Origin of the sequence: Methylocystis sp., from assembly GCF_051061225.1 — a bacterium.
Taxonomy (GTDB): domain Bacteria; phylum Pseudomonadota; class Alphaproteobacteria; order Rhizobiales; family Beijerinckiaceae; genus Methylocystis.
Map to the genome: position 1 here is coordinate 11,577 of NZ_JBPFEB010000006.1, position 17,336 is coordinate 28,912.

Annotated in this window: 18 protein-coding genes; 7 read left to right on the forward strand and 11 right to left on the reverse strand. The window is 66.4% G+C overall.

The genetic code is table 11. The features are described 5' to 3' along the window. Window positions 1-30: 30 nt before the first annotated feature. The 4 genes from ACR652_RS02040 (at window position 31) to ACR652_RS02055 (ending at window position 2,651) form a co-directional block, all read left to right on the forward strand. The gene (locus ACR652_RS02040) at window positions 31-1,425 is read left to right on the forward strand and encodes an outer membrane beta-barrel protein (RefSeq protein ID WP_434504857.1); all 1,395 of its coding nucleotides are present in this window, start codon (window positions 31-33) and stop codon (window positions 1,423-1,425) included. Between the two features lie 278 nt (window positions 1,426-1,703). Then, a complete protein-coding gene (locus tag ACR652_RS02045; RefSeq protein WP_434504858.1) occupies window positions 1,704-1,949 on the forward strand; it encodes a hypothetical protein in 246 nt (81 codons plus the stop codon). Window positions 1,950-1,965: 16 nt separating this feature from the next. After that, entirely contained in the window at window positions 1,966-2,208 is a 243-nt protein-coding gene (locus tag ACR652_RS02050; RefSeq protein ID WP_434504859.1) for a hypothetical protein, read from the forward strand. Window positions 2,209-2,393: 185 nt separating this feature from the next. Further along, window positions 2,394-2,651 carry a hypothetical protein gene (locus ACR652_RS02055; protein ID WP_434504860.1) on the forward strand — a complete coding sequence of 86 codons (258 nt, stop codon included), beginning with the start codon at window positions 2,394-2,396 and terminating at the stop codon, window positions 2,649-2,651. A 32-nt stretch (window positions 2,652-2,683) separates the two neighbouring features. Here ACR652_RS02055 and ACR652_RS02060 read toward each other — a convergent pair whose 3' ends face one another. Continuing rightward, the gene (locus tag ACR652_RS02060) at window positions 2,684-3,202 is read right to left on the reverse strand and encodes a hypothetical protein (protein ID WP_434504861.1); all 519 of its coding nucleotides are present in this window, start codon (window positions 3,200-3,202) and stop codon (window positions 2,684-2,686) included. Window positions 3,203-3,341: 139 nt separating this feature from the next. Here ACR652_RS02060 and ACR652_RS02065 point away from each other — a divergent pair, with 139 nt between their 5' ends. Continuing rightward, complete coding sequence (locus ACR652_RS02065) at window positions 3,342-3,761, forward strand: hypothetical protein (RefSeq protein ID WP_434504862.1); 420 nt, start codon at window positions 3,342-3,344, stop codon at window positions 3,759-3,761. 18 nt (window positions 3,762-3,779) lie between these two features. Here the strand turns inward: ACR652_RS02065 and ACR652_RS02070 are convergent, their stop codons facing one another. The 7 genes from ACR652_RS02070 to ACR652_RS02100 all read right to left on the reverse strand — a co-directional run bounded on the left by ACR652_RS02070 (window position 3,780) and on the right by ACR652_RS02100 (window position 12,863). Beyond that, a complete protein-coding gene (locus ACR652_RS02070) occupies window positions 3,780-4,295 on the reverse strand; it encodes an NADH-quinone oxidoreductase subunit B family protein (RefSeq protein WP_434504863.1) in 516 nt (171 codons plus the stop codon). A gap of 26 nt (window positions 4,296-4,321) precedes the next feature. Continuing rightward, a complete protein-coding gene (locus tag ACR652_RS02075; RefSeq protein WP_434504864.1) occupies window positions 4,322-5,845 on the reverse strand; it encodes an NADH-quinone oxidoreductase subunit C in 1,524 nt (507 codons plus the stop codon). Between the two features lie 196 nt (window positions 5,846-6,041). Continuing rightward, window positions 6,042-7,490: a hydrogenase 4 subunit F gene (locus ACR652_RS02080; protein WP_434504865.1), complete on the reverse strand. Its 1,449-nt coding sequence runs from the start codon at window positions 7,488-7,490 to the stop codon at window positions 6,042-6,044. Beyond that, window positions 7,487-8,152, reverse strand: a complete 666-nt coding sequence (locus ACR652_RS02085) for a hydrogenase-4 component E (protein WP_434504866.1) — start codon at window positions 8,150-8,152, stop codon at window positions 7,487-7,489. The genes ACR652_RS02080 and ACR652_RS02085 overlap by 4 nt, the downstream gene beginning before the upstream one ends. 1 nt (window position 8,153) lies before the next feature. Continuing rightward, window positions 8,154-9,107: a respiratory chain complex I subunit 1 family protein gene (locus ACR652_RS02090; protein ID WP_434504867.1), complete on the reverse strand. Its 954-nt coding sequence runs from the start codon at window positions 9,105-9,107 to the stop codon at window positions 8,154-8,156. Further along, window positions 9,104-11,095, reverse strand: a complete 1,992-nt coding sequence (hyfB, locus tag ACR652_RS02095) for a hydrogenase 4 subunit B (RefSeq protein ID WP_434504868.1) — start codon at window positions 11,093-11,095, stop codon at window positions 9,104-9,106. The genes ACR652_RS02090 and hyfB overlap by 4 nt, the downstream gene beginning before the upstream one ends. A 112-nt stretch (window positions 11,096-11,207) precedes the next feature. Beyond that, window positions 11,208-12,863 carry a SulP family inorganic anion transporter gene (locus ACR652_RS02100; RefSeq protein ID WP_434504869.1) on the reverse strand — a complete coding sequence of 552 codons (1,656 nt, stop codon included), beginning with the start codon at window positions 12,861-12,863 and terminating at the stop codon, window positions 11,208-11,210. Window positions 12,864-13,134: 271 nt separating this feature from the next. Here ACR652_RS02100 and ACR652_RS02105 point away from each other — a divergent pair, with 271 nt between their 5' ends. Next, entirely contained in the window at window positions 13,135-13,857 is a 723-nt protein-coding gene (locus ACR652_RS02105) for a response regulator (protein WP_434504870.1), read from the forward strand. Next, window positions 13,857-15,251, forward strand: coding sequence for an ATP-binding protein (locus ACR652_RS02110; protein ID WP_434504871.1), 1,395 nt, complete (start codon window positions 13,857-13,859; stop codon window positions 15,249-15,251). Before ACR652_RS02105 ends, ACR652_RS02110 begins: the two co-directional genes overlap by 1 nt. Before the next feature lie 11 nt (window positions 15,252-15,262). Here ACR652_RS02110 and ACR652_RS02115 read toward each other — a convergent pair whose 3' ends face one another. The 3 genes from ACR652_RS02115 to ACR652_RS02125 form a co-directional block, all read right to left on the reverse strand. After that, window positions 15,263-15,496: a hypothetical protein gene (locus ACR652_RS02115; protein WP_434504872.1), complete on the reverse strand. Its 234-nt coding sequence runs from the start codon at window positions 15,494-15,496 to the stop codon at window positions 15,263-15,265. Between the two features lie 62 nt (window positions 15,497-15,558). Beyond that, window positions 15,559-15,828, reverse strand: coding sequence for a hypothetical protein (locus ACR652_RS02120; RefSeq protein WP_434504873.1), 270 nt, complete (start codon window positions 15,826-15,828; stop codon window positions 15,559-15,561). 54 nt (window positions 15,829-15,882) lie between these two features. Then, a complete protein-coding gene (locus tag ACR652_RS02125) occupies window positions 15,883-17,310 on the reverse strand; it encodes an FAD-binding oxidoreductase (RefSeq protein WP_434504874.1) in 1,428 nt (475 codons plus the stop codon). Window positions 17,311-17,336 lie beyond the last annotated feature (26 nt).

Consider the following 17,336-nt stretch of genomic DNA (forward strand, 5'->3'; position numbering starts at 1 on the left):
AGAGTGGGGTTTTCGGGGCCGTGGCGTGGCATGGCGCTGCTGCTGGCGGCGCTGCTGGCGACCCCGGTTCGCGCCGAAACGGCGTCCGCCGATCTGGCGCGGGCATGGCTTGAGACCATGTCGATCGACGGCGTTCTCGAAGGCGGCGTGTCGATCAACCCCGACATGCCCTGGAACGGGCTGAACTTCGGCCATTATTACACCGACAGGGCCAATACGCCGCAATTCAACCAGGGGCTGCTGACGATCCAGCGTCCGCTCGATCCCGACCGCAACAGCGTCAATTACGGCTTCAAGTTTCAGGGCGCGATCGGCACGGACCTGCGCTACTCCTCCTTTCTCGGCGAGACGGAATATCTGATCAAGAGCCGCACCCAGCTCGGCGTGCTGGAGGCCAATGCGCTGGTGCATCTGCCGATCCTCACGCCGGGCGGCATGGACGTGAAGATCGGCCAGTTCTTCACCTACAATGGCGCGGAGACGTTCAGCGCCAAGGACAATCTCTTCTACACCCATTCCTACAGCTATAATTTCGGCCCGTTCTTCCACACCGGCGCGATAACCCAGACGCAGATCAACGACTGGCTCAATCTCTATGTCGGCGTGACGACCGGCGTCGACACGACCTTTGGCTGGCCCGGCGACAACAATCATTCGCCCTCGCTGCACGGCGGCTTTGCGACGAGCTTGCTCGACGGCGCCTTCACCATCACCGCCATCACCCATTCGGGGCCGGAAAATCCCTCGTCGAAGGACCCGCTTCGCGTCGGCTATCCCACCGGCGTGATCGGCGGGATTCCAGCGGCCTGTGTCTGCGCGCCGAGTTCGACCTGGCGCTATTACAATAACGTCGTGCTGCAATGGAAAGCGGCCGAGGACCTCACCTTCAGCGCCGATCTCAGCTACTATCGCGAGGACGGCTGGAATCCGGCCTCGGTCACCGGCCTGCCCGCCGCCGCGGTGAACGCGCTCGGGGCCGCGCTCGGTTTCGATCCGGCGCTCGTCGGGCAGCGGGCGAAGGGCGCCAGCGCCTATGGCGCCGCGCTCTACGCCTCCTATGCGCTCAATGCGCTCACGAAGCTCAATGCGCGCGTCGAATATTGGCGCGACAACAATAATTTCTTCGCCGCCGCCTTTCCGGGATATTTCGACAACGCCAATTTCGTGCACGGCTTCCCGGCGCCCAATGCGATCTCGCGTCCGCTGGGGCCGGGAACCACCTATTTCGAAATGACGATCGGCGCGACCCTCACGCCGAAACTTCCGGATTTTCCCTCTCTCTCCGAGCTGATCCTGCGGCCGGAAATTCGCGTCGACACGGCGATGAACGGCGTCGACCCCTTCTTCGGCCCCGCGCCGAACCAGCCGCGACGGTCGCAAACGCTGCTCTCCATGGATGTGATTCTGCCCTTCTCGATCAAATAGGCGGCGCCCTCTGGCGCGACTGGCGCCATGGCCTTTGCGCCCGTCGGCCGCCGGTTGGCCGCGTCGCGCCTGCGGAATGCGCGCGGCGCGGGCTGTGGCGCCAGAGCCACGGCGGCCGACGGTCCATTTGGTCGTCGATTATTCTCGTCAGTGGCTCTATGAAGCGCCTGGCTGATAGCTTAAAAATCACTCACTTTGATTATTTGCTAGGCAGCGATTGCCTGGTCAAAGAGCAAAGAGCGCCCGCCCCCTGGGCGCCCCGACCAAGGACCGTCGTCATGAACAAGCCGAAGCTGTTTGTTTTTGCACTGATTGGCGTCTCGCTCCTGTCGTCGCTCGCGACGGCGCAGGCCGGCCCCACCCGGGCGCGGCTGCATGTGTCGGATTTCTACGCCCATGCCCCGGAGGAGTGGGCGGCCGCGCCCCATCCGTCGGCCGAGGCCGCGCCCGCCACGAGCTGTTACGTCAGCCTGAGCGCGACCGAGATCAGCCGGGGCATTCGTCACTGGACCAACAAGTGCTGACATTCGGAGAGCGCCCATGATTCGCAAAAGCCTTTGCCTCGCCCTGTTGCTCGCCTCGATCCTTCCCTCCGCCTCCTTCGCCGGCTCGAAACAGCGGACGGCGCACGCCAGGGACTTCTACGCCCGCGTCCCGGAAGAGCCTGAAACCATCAGCCTGCCGCAGCACGAGACGACCACGCATCACGGCGGCGACTGCTTTCGCGCGCTCACGCCCGTCGAAATGACGCGCGGCATCCGCCACTGGACCGGCGCCTGCTGATCCGGGCGGGCCGGAACCGGCGCGGCGGCGCGCCGGAGGGCCACGTAACTGGCGTAACGGAACGAAACTGATGCGCCAGCGCCACAGCCCAAAAAAACTGCGCATGTAACGAGAAATTTGGCGGGCGCCCGATAGAAACGCGCGCGAAGCTGGACTATGGTTGCCAAAAGCTTAAGGCAGGCGCCATGTTCAACCTCATCACCGAAGAGGAATTCATCTCGGAATTCCTCACTCGTCTCGATTCCATCAAGGGCGACGCCGTCTGGATCGAGAATCTCGACAACGCCGACGATCCGCTGCATGTGCTGATCGAGGACGCCTGTTACGCCTATCTGCAAATCCGCATTCTCGGCACGCCGGTGCGGTTTCGGCTGCATCGCGACGCGCGCGATTGCTTCACGGGCGTTCATGGCGGCAGGAGTTACGTCTACTGCCCGATGTAACACGATCAACGGCGCCGCGCCGCGCGCGCCCGTCATCCAGTCAGCGTGCGCGCCTCCCGGAGGCGTTCTGAAATCTTGATCGAAAGAACGTCGAGAAGCGCGTCGTTCTCCAGATCGACGCCGTCGAGGATCGAGTAATCCTCGAAAATCTCGTCGTCATACATCCTGTCTTCGAGAATGTCGTTGTATCGCTCGACGAGCCCGACGAGCCATTGCAGCCTGCGTCCGATCAGCGGACCGGTCTCCTCCGCCAGCGGCCCCTCCGACGACACCAGCGCATAATGGACATTCTCCTTGTCGCAGAAGACCTTGCGGATGGTGATCTGAAACCGGCTGCGGGCGTCGCTGGTCATGATTCTGGGGATGACGTCCTTGTCGTCCAGCCGCACGCCGTCCATTCCGCGCTGATCCAGCGAGAATCGGAAGGCCAGCCGCGTCAGCTCCGCCAATGCGCTCAGCAGTGCGAAAAGCTTTGGCTGGCTTGGGGAATCGGGCATATCCGCCATGGCGAAACCATTTGTAACTTCATAATCCATCACGTTATAATACAAGCCACGCTTTTGGCCAATGCTCTATCGTGAGCATTGGCGACTGTCCGGGACCGGAATGCAGGGGAATGACGAGAAGAGACCGAGCGGCGGAGCGCAGAGGACCAAGCGGGAAATCCTGCTGAGGCTCCTTCGCGGCCCCATGATCTGGCTATTTCCCGATCCCACGAACAAGCTGAAAATCTTCTTCACGCTCATCGCGCTGGACCTCCTGGTGCTGCTCGCCGACGCCGAGACGAGCGAAAACCTCTCCATGCGGCCGCTGTTTCTGGTCCCTGTCGTCCTCTCCGGCCTGCTCAACGACCGCAATTACATCCGGGCCTTCTGCGTGATCACCGCGCTGCTCTTCGCGGAGAGCTTTCGGCTGTCGCATTTCAGCGGCCGGGAGTTCAACTATCTGATGGCCATGCTCCCAGCCCTGATCGCTTACGGCATTCTGGCGGAGCTCTCCCTGTTCTCGATGCGCACGCTCCAGAAGATGGGCTTCATGCTGCTCAAACAGGACAAGGAACTCCGCGCGCTCAGGCAGGCGCGCGACGAAGACGGGGACGCGAGCGGCTGAGGCCGGCGGGCGGCGCGATCAGCCCGCCGTCTCGACGAGCGCGATCAGCCCCTTGAGCAGCGCCGCCGGTTCGGGCGGGCAGCCGGGGATGTGCAGATCGACCGGAACGACGGACGAGGCCGGACCCATGCAGGCGTAGCTCCCCGCGAACACGCCGCCATCGCAGGCGCAGGCGCCGACTGCCACGACCCATTTGGGATCGGGCGTGGCGTTGTAGGTGCGCTCCAGCGCCTCGCGCATGTTCTTCGTCACCGGCCCGGTCACCATCAGCACGTCAGCGTGGCGCGGCGAGGCGACGAAGCGCAGGCCGAAACGCTCCAGATCGTAATAGGCGTTGCCGAGCGCGTGAATCTCCAGCTCGCAGCCGTTGCAGGAGCCGGCGTCGACGGCGCGAATGGCGAGACTGCGGCCGAGCTTTTCGCGCGCGCGGCTTTCCAGCGCGCGGCCGAGTTCGGCGAGCATGGCGTCGTCAGGCAGCGGCGGCGGCTCGGTGAGCGCGCCGCGCAACAGGCCCTGAAGGATGAATTTCTGCATGTTCGCGGCCTTGTCGTGGATCGCGCCTAGAGATCGTGCCCCGAATAGGAGCAGTTGAAGGATTTGTTGCACAGCGGGAAGTCGGCGACGATATTGCCCTTGATCGCGGCTTCCAGCAGCGGCCACTGGAACCAGGACGGATCGCGCAGATGCGCCCGCGCGATCGCGCTATCGGCGCCGATGCGCAGCCAGACGAAAATATCGCCGCGGAACCCTTCTACGAGCGCCGCGCCTTCGCGCGTCTCGCCGGCCGCCGGCAGATCGGCGCGAAGGGCGCCATGCGGCAGGCGGTCGAGAATCTGCTCGATGAGGATGACGGAGGCGCGAATTTCGTCGAAGCGCACCCAGACGCGGGCGTCCACGTCGCCGTCCGTGGAGGCGCCGAGCTCGAAGGACAATTCGTCATAGGGCGCATAGCCGATCGCGCGGCGCGCGTCGAAGGCGCGGCCCGAGGCGCGGCCGATGAAGCCGCCGCAGGCGTATTGGCGCGCGAGCTCCGCGCTCACCACGCCGGTCGAGACGGTGCGGTCCTGCAAGGAGGTGGTGTCGCCATAAAGGCTGATCAGACGCGGCGTCGCCTGCGCGATCCAGTCCATCAGCGCCCGCAGCGCGGCGTCGCCTTCGCGGGACAGATCCGCGCTCACGCCGCCGGGAACGATCCGGTCCATCATCAGCCGATGGCCGAAGCAGCTCGCGCAGGCGCGCAGCAGCCGTTCGCGGATGATGGCGCATTGCGCCAGCATCAGCGAGAAGGCGGCGTCGTTGCAGATGGCGCCGATGTCGCCGAAATGATTGGCCAGCCGCTCCAGCTCCGCCATCAGCGCGCGCAGCCAGACGGCGCGGACGGGAACCACGACGCCGAGCGCCGCCTCCACGGCGCGCGCGAAGGCGAGCCCATAGGCGACGGTGCTGTCGCCCGAAACGCGCGCGGCGAGGGCGGCGGCCCGGTCGATCGCGGCGCCCATCATCAGCCGGTCGACGCCCTTGTGCACATAACCGAACCGCTCCTCCAGCCGCACGACGATCTCGCCATTGGCCGAAAAGCGGAAATGGCCCGGCTCGATGATGCCGGCGTGCACCGGGCCGACCGGAATCTGATGCAGCGGCGCGCCCTCGGCGGTCAGGAATTTGTAAGCGTCGCTCGCCGTTTCGAGCGGCTCGGCGGCGCCCAGCGGATGACGCACGCCCCAGCGGCCATGATCGAGCCAGCGCCGCCCGTCCGGCAGGCCCTCCGCCTGGAGCCCATGAAGATCGCAGATCGTGCGTTCGAGCCGCAGCGCCGGCGGATGCAGCCGCGCCACCGAGGGGAAGCGGCCGTCCGGGCAGTCGAGCGAGATGAGACGCAGCGTCTTCTCGCCCGGCGCGGCAAAAGCGAGATGGACCTGTGCGCCGTCGCTCCACAGGCTGAAGAGATCCGCCTCGCCGCTGGCGATCTCGCGGATGGCGTCGCTCCATGCGGCGGCGTCGACGGTTCGACGCGACCAGGGCCGGCAGGGGGCCTCGGGCGCGGGCGTGAGGTGCTCCGGACTTTGCTTCAGATTCACATTCATGAATGTTTCCTTTGTCCGGGCGGCGGCAAGGCCCCCTCCCTGTCCCTCCCCCGCCATAGGGCGTCCGTGAGGACGCCCGTCTTTCGACGGGCTTTGGCGGGAGAGGGGACGCTCGCGATCCGCGTTCTCGATGACGGCCCGGCTCTGCTCCCTCTCCCGCGAAGCGGGGGAGGGTTGAGGAGGGGGCGACAGCGCCTCAGCCCAGCAGTTTGGCGACATTCTCGAACCAGCTTACGAGATAGGCGGGAAGATAGAGACCGGCGATCAGCACCAGGGCCAGATGCGCGATGAGCGGCGCTGACGAGGCGTTGACCGGGCCGACGCTTCGCGACGGTTCGCCAAAGGCCATGCCGATGAGCCGCATCAGCAGCGCGCCAAAGGCGACGAGCAGGCCCAGCACCAGCGGCGCCGCGAGCCAGGGCGCGCGCGCGAAGGCCGAGCTGACCACGAGAAACTCGCTCATGAACACGCCGAGCGGCGGCATGCCGCAAATCGCCATCACGCCGACGACGAGGCCCCAGCCGAGCAGCGGATGGCTTTGCGTCAGGCCGCGAATGTCGGCGATCTTCTGCGTGCCCTTGGCCTGCGCGATATGGCCGACGGCGAAGAAGATCGCCGACTTGGTGAGGCTGTGCATCGCCATGTGCAGCAGGCCCGCGAAATTGGCGAGCGGCCCGCCGATGCCGAAGGCGAAGGCGATGACGCCCATGTGCTCGATGGAGGAATAGGCGAAGAGCCGTTTGATGTCGTCGCGCCGGTAGAGCATGAAGGCCGCGAACAGAACGGAGGCGAGGCCGAGCGCGATCAGCATCGGCCCCGGCGTGATCGCCGCCGCATTGGCGGCGAGCAGCATCTTGAAGCGCAGCACGGCGTAAAGCGCGACATTGAGCAGAAGGCCCGAGAGCACCGCCGAAATCGGCGTCGGACCCTCGGCGTGCGCGTCGGGCAGCCAGGCGTGCATGGGCGCGAGGCCCACCTTGGTGCCATAGCCGAGCATCAGAAAGACGAAGGAGACATTGAGCAGGCGCGGGCTGAACTGCGACGCATGCGCCATCAGCGACGACCACACCATGGCGTCATAGCCCTCGCCGAGCACCGGCTCCGCCGAGAGATAGACGAGGATCGTGCCAAACAGCGCCAGCGCGATGCCGACGCTGCCGAGAATGAAATATTTCCACGCCGCCTCCAGCGAGTCGCGCGTGCGATAGAGGCCGACCATCATCACCGTGGTGAGCGTCGCGACCTCCACCGACACCCACATGAGCCCGATGTTGCTGGCGAGCAGCGCGAGATTCATGGCGCACATCAGCGCCTGATACATGGCGTGATAGAAGCGCAGATTCCCCTGCGACAGACGCCCCGTCTCGATCTCGTGGCCGATATAGCTCGCGCTGAAGACGCTGGTGGTGAAGCCGACGAAGGCCGAGAGCACCACGAAGACGATGTTGAGATCGTCGACGAAGAGGAAGCTTCCCGTCTCCGGCCCCTTGAACAGAAGCAGAAAGGCGAAGATCAGCGTGGCGCCCGAGGCGGCCAGATTGATCTGCGCAGCGCGGGTGAAATCCTTCTCGAAGGCGAGGAGGGCCGCCGCCGCCGCCGGAATGGCGATCAGCGCATTGGCGAGCATGAAGAGTTCGGAAATCATTTCTGGCGTTCTCCACGCACGCGGTCGAGTTCGAAAAGGTCCACGGTGTCGAAACGCTCGCGGATGCGGAACAGGAAGACGCCGATCACGATGAAGGCGATGAGCACGGACAGCGCCACGCTGATCTCGACGACGAGCGGCATGCCATGCGCGCCGGCGGCGGCGAGGATCAGCCCGTTTTCAAGCGACATGAAGCCGATGATCTGGCTGACCGCATTGCGCCGCGTCACCATCATCAGCAGGCCGAGCAGCACGATCGCCAGGGCAAACGCGAGGTCCTCGCGCGCGAAGGGATCGGCCGCCGTCGTCGCCGGCAGCATGACCACGAGCGATAGCGCCATGAGGAACATGCCGAAGAACATCGTCGGCCCCATGCCGCCGACGACCTCCACGGTGCGGTGGATGTGCAGCCGCCGGATGATCTTGTCGAGGCTGAAGGGAATGATCAGCGCCTTGAAGATCAGCGCGATCGCCGCCGTGACGTAGAGATGCGCGGCCTGCTGCACATAGGCCTGCCAGGCGACCGAGAGGCTCAGCACGAAGGCGTGCAGCGCATAGATGTTGAGAAGACCCGACAGCCGGTCCTGATAGAGCAGCATGAAGCTCACCAGCACCAGCGAACCGGCGAGGAGCTGGGCGATATCGAGCGAGACGGACGCCATCTCAAAGGCTCCTGGAGACGAAGACGAGCAGCGCGCCGAGGAGGCCGAGCATCAGCCCGGCGCCCAGAAAATCCGGAACGCGGAAGACGCGCATCTTGGCGGTCTGGGTCTCGAACAGCGCCAGCAGGAAGCCGGCCGTCGCCAGCTTGCCCACATAGGCGAGCGCGCCGGCGCCGAAAGCGGCGAGGCCGCCGTCATGCGCCGCGAGGCCGAACGGGAAGAAGACGCAGCCGATCAGCGACACATAGAGCAGAAGCTTTAGCGCCGCCGCCATCTCGATCACGGCGAGATGGCGCCCCGAATATTCGAGGATCATCGCCTCATGCACCATGGTCAGCTCCAGATGCGTCGCGGGATTGTCGACCGGGATGCGGCCGTTCTCGGCGATCGCGACGATGAGCAGCGCGATCAGCGCGAAGAGCACCGAGACGCGCAGCGCGAAATCCGCCGACATGAAGGCCGCGACCTCGGAGAGCTGCGTCGAGCCGGCGATGAGCGAGACGGCGAAGACGATCATGATCGTCGCGGGCTCGGCGAGCGAGCCGAACATCATCTCGCGGCTCGCGCCGATGCCGCCAAAGCTCGTGCCGACGTCCATGCCCGCGAGCGCCAGAAAGAAGCGGCCGGCGCCGAGCAGCGCGGCGAGCGCGAGAAGATCGGCCGCCCAGTTGAACATCAGCCCCGTGGCGAAGGTGGGCACGAGCGACGCCGCCACCCATGTCGTCGCGAAGATGAGGTACGGCGCCGCGCGATAGAGCCAGGAGGCGTTTTCGGCGAGCACCGTCTCTTTCTTCAGCAGACGGACGATGTCGTACCAGGGTTGCAGGATCGGCGCGCCGCGCCGCCGCAGCAGGCGCGCCTTGACCTTGCGGGTGAAGCCCACGAGCACGGGCGCCAGCGCCAGCACCAGAGCCATTTGCGCGGCCTGCGCGAGGAAGTCGATGAGAAAGGTCATAGCGCCACGATGATGAGCATGAAGACGAGCGCGGCGAAGACGAGCGCCAGATATTCCTGGATGCTCATGTAATTCACCACATTGAGCCGCCGCGCGCAAAACCACACGGCTTTGGTCAGCGGCTCGTAGATGTAGGCGACGAAGCGCTCGCCGGTCTCCACGGCGAAATAGGCGGGCCGCGTCGAGCCCGGCGGCGGCATGTCGAGATGTTCGCGCACCGAGAAGGCGATATGGCCGAGCGTGCGACGGAAGGGCTGCGCGAAGCTGCTCGCCGTATATTGCGTCATCGGGCTCGGCTCGACGAAGCCGCAGTCCCACGCCGGCGCGCGGCGCACCGGACGCGGCCAGAGCGAGCGAATGAGATGGCGCGTGCCGAAGGACGAGATGGCGATGAACAGGAAGACCAGCAGCCCGTTGTAGGAGCTGCGGCTCTCGGCGACCGGGGCAATGGAGAGCCAGGCGACGTTCGCCTGCGTCGGCATGCGGCCGCCGACGAAATCCGCCGCGGCGGGCGAGATGGTGTCGATCATCACGCTCGGCAGCACGCCCGCCAGCACGCAGAGCGCGACGAGCGCCGCCATGGCGCCGAGCGACCATTGGTCCGTCTCGCGCGCCTGCTCCGCCGCCGCGCCGCGCGGCCGTCCGAGAAAGGCGACGCCGAAGGCGCGCACATAGGCCGCCGCGCCGAGCGCCGCGCTGAGCGCCAGCGCCACGCCCACGGCGGGCGTCGCGAGCTTCAGCGTCCATTGCGGCAGCGCCGGGCTGAGCAGGATGGCCTGGAAGATCAGCCATTCCGACACGAAGCCGTTGAGCGGCGGCAAAGCGGCGGCGGCGACGCAGGCGGCGAGGAACAGGAAGGCCGTGCGCGGCATGCGGTGGATCAGCCCGCCGAGGCGCTCGATGTTGCGCTCGCCGGTCGCGCCGAGCACCGCGCCCGCGCCGAAGAACAGCGTGCTCTTGAACAGCGAATGGTTGAACACGTGAAACAGCGCCGCCGTGAAGGCGAGCGCCGCCGGCAGCGCCTGCCCATTGGCCTTGAAGGCGAGGGCGAGGCCGAGCGCGATGAAGATGACGCCGATGTTCTCGATGGTGCTGTAGGCGAGCAGCTTCTTGAGATCGCTCTGCGCCGTCGCGAAGAGCACGCCGACGAGCGCGCTGACGGCGCCGAAGACGAGCGGATGCAGCGCCCACCAGAAGGCCGGCGCGCCGAGCAGATCGAAGACGATGCGGATGAAGCCATAGATGGCGACCTTGGTCATCACGCCGCTCATCAGCGCCGACACATGGCTCGGCGCCGCCGGATGGGCGAGCGGAAGCCAGATATGCAGCGGCACGAGCCCGGCCTTGGAGCCCGCGCCGAGCGTGACGAGCGCGAGCACGGCGCCGGTCGTCCAGGGCGTCCTGGCGGCGAGCCGCATGGCGTCGAAGCCATAGGCGCCGGAGACGCCGCCGAGCACGCCGAAGGCCATCAGCAGGCACAGCGTCCCGAAGCTCGCCATCAGCAGATAGATGTAGGCGGCGGCGCGGTTCTCCGCGTCGTGATGATGCGAGATCACCAGCGCAAAGGAGGACAGCGACATGAACTCCCAGGCGACGAGAAAGGTGAAGGCGTCGTCGGCGAGAATGACGCCGTTCATCCCCGCGATGAAGGCGGGGAAGAAGGGAAGGATGCGCATCGGATCCTTCTCATGCGCGCCATAACCGATCGCATAGGCGCTCGCCGCCGCGCCGCCGAGATTGACCACGGCGAGAAAGAAGCCGCTCAGCGGATCGAGCCGCAGATGCACGCCGAGCCAGGGCAGGCCGAAGGGCAGCGTCGTCGTGAGCGCGTCGGCGCCGCGCGGCAGAATGTCGAGAAGGAAGATCGCGCCGCACAAAACGCCCGCGGCGGCATAGACGCGCCGCGAGACGTCCGGCCGATCGCGCCAGACGAGCGCCAGCGGACCGAGCGCGAGAAGCGCCGCGACACAGAGAAGGATGAGCGTCATGGAAGTCCTTCGGAATGGATGGCCCGGAACGTGGCGCTTGCGCCGGGCCTGCAAGACGCGCGCCGCGCGGACAGGCGCGGCGCGAGAGACTCAAACGCTCACGCCCGCCGCCTCAGGCCGCGCGCTTGCGCGGCGCGAGCGGATGCGACGAGGCCGCCACGAGCTGATCCAGCCCGCGAATTTCCGCGAAGCCGCCCTTGCCGCGATAATCCTCGCAGAAGTGATGGAGATTCTCCATCACCGTATGATCGACCGTCGAGGTTTCCGAGAGATCGAAGATCACCGTGCGGCCGGCGGGGATCGTGGCGAGATCGCCCTTCAGCGCAAGATAATTTCCAAAGAAGGCCGCGCCGGCGACCTGCACGTGATAGACGCCCGGCTCCTTCTCCTCGATCGAGCGCGTGAGCAGGATCACGTCGCGCCAGTGGATGCTGCGCCAGAAGTGGAAGAGAAGCTCGGCCACGACGCCGATGGCGACGCCGATGAGGAGATCGGTGGCGAGCACGCCGACGATGGTGATGACGAAGACCGCGAGCTGGTCCCAGCCGATGGCGAGCGTCTTCTGAAATTCGCGCGGCGAGGCGAGCCGGTAGCCGGTGAAGACCAGCAGCGCCGCGAGCGAGGCCAGCGGAATCTCGTGGATGAGCTTGGGAAACAGCGCCACGAAGACGAGCAGGAACAGGCCGTGGAAGAAATTCGACCAGCCGGTGCGCGCGCCATTGTTCACATTCGCCGAGCTGCGCACGATTTCCGCGATCATCGGCAGGCCGCCGATGAAGCCGCAGAGCATGTTGCCGAGCCCCACCGCCGCGACGTCGCGGTTGAGGTCCGACGTGCGCTTGAAGGGATCGAGCTTATCGACGGCCGCCGCGCTCAGCAGGCTTTCCAGGCTGCCGACGAGCGCGATCGTGAACACCTGCCGCCAGAAGGCGACTTCGCCGGCGCGGTGGAAATCCGGGAAGGCGAAGCCCGCGAGGAAATTCTGCGGCAGCGTGACGAGGAACTTCGGCCCGATGGTGAATTCGTGATGCGGCAGGAACACCGCATTGGGCAGGAAGAGATATTTGTGCTCGTCCTCGAGGTCGAAATATTTGGCGAGCGCCATGCCGACCAGAACCACGATGAGCGGAGCCGGAATCGCGGCGAGTTTCGTGCCGCTGACCAGCGTCCAGGCGGCGAGGATGGCGAGACCGCAAAAGCCGATGATCGCGACTTCCGGATTCATGTCGCGCAGGCTCGCGGGGATCGCGCCGATCGTCTCGAACAGCGTCTGCGCGTCGGGCTTCACGCCCAGCATCACGTGAAACTGCTTGGCGATGATGATGATGCCGATGGCGGCGAGCATGCCGTGCACGGCGGAGGAGGGAAAGAAGGCGCTCATCTTGCCCGCCTTCATGAGCCCCATGGCCACCTGAAGGACGCCCGCGAAGACGATCGCGGCGAGCGTGTAGCGATAGCCCGCCATCGCGTCGCCCGCGCCGAGCTCCTGCACGGAGTCGAGAATGACGACGATGAGGCCGGCGGCGGGGCCGGCGATGGTCACGAAGGAGCCGTTGATCCGCGACACCAGGAGCCCGCCGACAATGGCGGTGATGATGCCGGCCTGCGGCGGAAAGCCCGACGCCATGGCGATGCCCAGACACAGCGGCAGCGCGATCAGGAAGACCAGAAAGCCGGCGAGAATGTCGCTGCGCCAGCTTTCGGCGAGGCCGGACAGGCCTGTTTTCGGCGCGGGCGCGGCTTCGCAAGCAGACATGGAAAGCGTCATCGTTTCGAACCCTCTTCGAAAAACGCGTGACTGGGGTCGGCTGAAGCTTCGCGGCCTCAGGCGAGGGCGGCGGCGGGCCGCCCGCGCGAATGGGCTTCAGCCTGTCGCTTCCAAACGTCGCAGGCTGCTGTTTCAATAATCTTTCGCAGTGCGGTAGATTATTTCTGCTCTATGTCTGAAAGGAGGCCCGCCGCCGCATTCGTGCGGACAGGCCAGCGCCGGCGCGCTATAGGGCGAGCCGGCGGAGAGACGCGGGGAAGGCTGTTCACGAATGGCGGATCAACATTCCATCCTGCTTGTGGAAGATGATGTCGAAATTGGCGAATTGATTTCACGCTATCTGGAAAACAACGGAATGAGCGTCGCCTGGGTCACGACCGGCGAGGCGGCCGACCGGAAGCTTGCCAGCGATGTCTTCGACATCATCATCCTCGACCTCAACCTTCCGGGCGAGGACGGATTGTCGATCTGCCGGCGGGTCAGCGCCAGCCGGGAGCTTCCGATCATCATCGTCACCGCCAAGGGCGAGGATGTCGACAAGATCGTGGGGCTCGAAATGGGCGCCGACGATTACCTGGTGAAGCCCTTCAATCCGCGCGAATTGCTGGCGCGCATCCGCGCCGTGCTGCGGCGGGCCGAGCCGTCGCAGGGGCGCGCGGTCGACGACTCCGCCCGACAGACCTTTCAGTTTCTCGGCTGGCGGGTCAATCTGCTGGCGCGCGAGGTGGTCTCGCCCTCGGGGGCCAAGGTCGCGATGACCGGCGCGGAATTCGACCTGCTGCACGCCTTTTGTGAAAACCCCAACCGCGTGCTGACGCGCGACCAGCTCATCAACATGACGCATGGCCGCACCGCCGGGCCGTTCGAGCGCAGCATCGACGTGCTGGTGAGCCGGCTGCGCCAGAAGCTCGAGAAAGACCCCAAGAACCCGTCCATGATCCAGACCGTGCGCTCGGAAGGCTATATGCTGACGGCGCCGGTTACGCGCTGCTGATGTTCGGCCGCCTCTTGCGCCGCCTCCAGCCGCACCGGCTCGCCGGGCAGATCACCTTTCTCATTCTCGCGTCCATCGTCTGCTTTCAGACGGTGGTGCTGATCGCCTTTCACGTGCTCGACGTCGAAGGGCGCCGGCACATCGTCGATCAGAGCGACTTCATCGCCAGCATCATCCTCGCCGTGGACGCGGCGCGGGCGGACGCGCGAACGGCGCTGCTCGAGGAATACGCCCACGCCGTCCCCTTCGCCAATATCCATCTGGTCGAGGGCCGTCCGCGGGAGGCGGATGTCGACGACAGGGAGTTCGTGAACGAAATCCGCATGGTGCAGAGCGACCTCTGGGCCGGGGCCGTGGTCTTCGCCGCCTCGCCGCCGAGCGAGCGCGCGCCCGGGATCATGGCGATCGGCCTGCGCAAGGGCGGCTATGCGCTCGTTTCCATCTCGCAGCATCGCAAGCCGCCGCGCTCGGTATGGCGCTGGCTGTGGCAGCCGGAGCCGGGCACGCCCTTCCTGCTCACGCCCTGGGCGCTCTCCGCCATCCTGTTCTTTCTCAGCACCTCGGTTCTGGTGCTGTGGGCCTCCAACGCCATCGTCGAGCCGCTGATCACGCTAGCCCGCCACGCCGAGCAGTTCCCCGGCGACGGCGGCCCGGAGAGCGAGCGGGCGCTGCCCGAGCGCGGGCCGGGCGAGGTGATGGAGCTCACCCGCGCCATCAACCGCATGCAGCGCCGCATCCGCTCGATGATCACGGCGCGCACCCATGTGCTCGCCGCCGTCAGCCATGATCTCAAGACCATCATCACGCGGCTGAGCCTGCGCTCGGAGTTCATCGCCGAGACCGAGCTGCGCGTGAAGATGCTGCGCGACATCGGCCTGATGGACGCGATGCTGCACAAGAACCTGCAATATCTGCGCTCCGAGAGCGACACCTCGGATTATTCGGCGGTCGATCTCGACAGCGTGCTGCAAACCGTCGTGGACCAGTTCGCGGAGACGGGCGAAAGCGTGACCTATCGCGGCGGCGGCCGGCAGATGATCATCGGCTCGCTGACCGACATGCAGCGCGTCTTCAACAATCTCGTCGAAAACGCCGTGCATCACGGCGACCATGTCGAAATCACCATCGGGGAGACGGCGACGGGGCAGTTGCAGATCGACGTCTGCGACGACGGGCCGGGCATTCCCGACGAACAGAAAGAAACGGTCTTCGAGCCCTTCGTGCGCGGCGAGGCGAGCCGCACCATCGGCCATCACAGCGGCTTCGGGCTCGGCCTGTCGATCGTGCGCTCTCTCGTGGAGCGGCATGGCGGGAGCGTCACGCTTCTCGACCGCGCGCCGCATGGCCTCATCGTGCGCGTCGTGCTGCCGCGCGCCGACGACGCGTCCGGCTAGCGCGCTCCGCCCTATTTCGCGCCCGGCGCGGGCGGCGGGATGATCGGCGTCGTGTTGGGCATCTCCGGCGCGGGCCGGGTGATGCCGGGATCCACGTCCGGGGGCGGCTTGATCACGCCCTTGCCCTTGTCGAGCTTCTCGCTCAGGCTTGGCTTGTCGTTTTGCGCCGGCGGCGCGGAAGGCGTCTCCGCCGCGAGGCCCGGCGCGATCCACAGCAGCGACAGGGCGGCGATCAACAGGCGCATGACGGGCCTCCGGCGTTGAACGGGACAAACGCCGCCATCCCGCCGCTGTTCCCGTCGCGCCGTCAGGCCGTCGACGCCGGCCCGCCCTGCGCCGACTCGAACACGACCATGTCGGCGACCGTGTAATCCCGCGCTTCCTCGCAGTTCGGACAGACCGCATGGAAGGTCGCGGCGCCCGACAGGCGCATGGCGCCGCTGTCGGTCGGATCGTCCAGAATGGCGAAATGTTCCCCGCAGTGGGGGCAGCGGAAGCCGAGATACCAGCCGCCCGGTCGCAGCGCCGGTCGCGCCGAAACCGCGAAATCGCCGTTGAAGCTCATTTCCCTGTCCATCTCTCGCGCCTTTCGTCCCGAAGGGTCTGCGCTCAGAAATAGGTCAGGGCGCTCTCACCACGCGACGATCTTGCCCGGATTCATGATGTTCAGCGGATCGAGCGCATGTTTGATCGCGCGCATCATGGCGATCCCGCCGGCGCCGGCCTCGCTGCGCAGAAAATCCATCTTGTGCAGGCCGACGCCATGCTCGCCGGTGCAGGTGCCGCCCATGGCGAGGGCGCGCGAGACGATCCTGTGATTGAGCGCCTCGGCCGCGGCGCGCTCGCCGGCGTCGTCGGGATCGACCAGCAGGCCGATGTGAAAATTGCCGTCGCCGACATGGCCGACGAGGAAATAGGGAAGCCCGCTCGCCTGCGTGTCCGCGAGCGACTCCAGCAGGCAATCGGCCAGCCGGCTGATCGGCACGCAGACATCCGTGGTGATCGAGCGGCAGCCGGGCCGGCTCTGCACGGCGGCGAAATAGGCGTGATGGCGGGCGGTCCACAGGCGCGTGCGCGCTTCGGGCGTCGTCGCCCAGTCGAACGCCTGCCCGCCATGCGCCGCCGCCAGCTCCTGCACAAGCTCCGCCTGCTCCTTGACCCCCGTCGGCGTGCCGTGAAACTCCATGAGCAGCATGGGCTCCTCGCGCAGGGCGAGTTTCGAATGCCGGTTGACCATCCCAACGGTCTGGCCGTCGATGAGCTCGACGCGGGCGATGGGGACGCCGAGCTGGATGATCTCGATCACCGCGCGCACGGCGTCGGCGATGGTGGGGAAGGAGCAGACCGCCGCCGAAATCGCCTCCGGCAGCGGATAGACGCGCAGCGTGATCTCGGTCATCACCCCGAGCGTGCCCTCGCTGCCGACGAAGAGCCGCGTCAGATCGTAACCGGCGCTGGACTTGCGCGCGCGGGCGCCCGTGCGGACGATCTCGCCCGAGGCCGTCACTGCCTCCAGCGCCAGCACATTCTCGCGCATCGTGCCGTAGCGCACGGCGTTGGTGCCGCTGGCGCGCGTCGCGCACATGCCGCCGAGGCTCGCATTGGCGCCCGGATCAATGGGAAAGAACAGGCCGTCCGACTTCAGCACGGCGTTGAGCGCCTCGCGCGTGACGCCCGGCTGCACCGTGACCATCAGATCCTCGGGATGAACCGAGAGCACGCGGTCCATGCGCGAGACATCGAGGCTGACGCCGCCCTGGACGGCGAGGAGATGCCCTTCGAGCGAAGAGCCCACGCCAAAGGGGATCACCGGCGTGCGATATTGGGCGCAGAGCGCCACGGCGTCGGCGACGTCCTGCGTGGACTCTGCGAAGACGACGGCCGCCGGCGGCGGCACATGGGTGTAGACGGATTCGTCGCGTCCATGCTGCGCCCGCACGCTCTCGGCCATCGAGAAGGCCGCGCCGAACCGCGCCTTCAGCGCCTCCAGCAACGCCTGCGGCGCGGGCCGCTGGGCGATCTCGGGCTCGAGCGTTGCGGCCGGGACGGGCGCGTTCATTTGAGTCGTCTCCGTGAAGGGTGCGG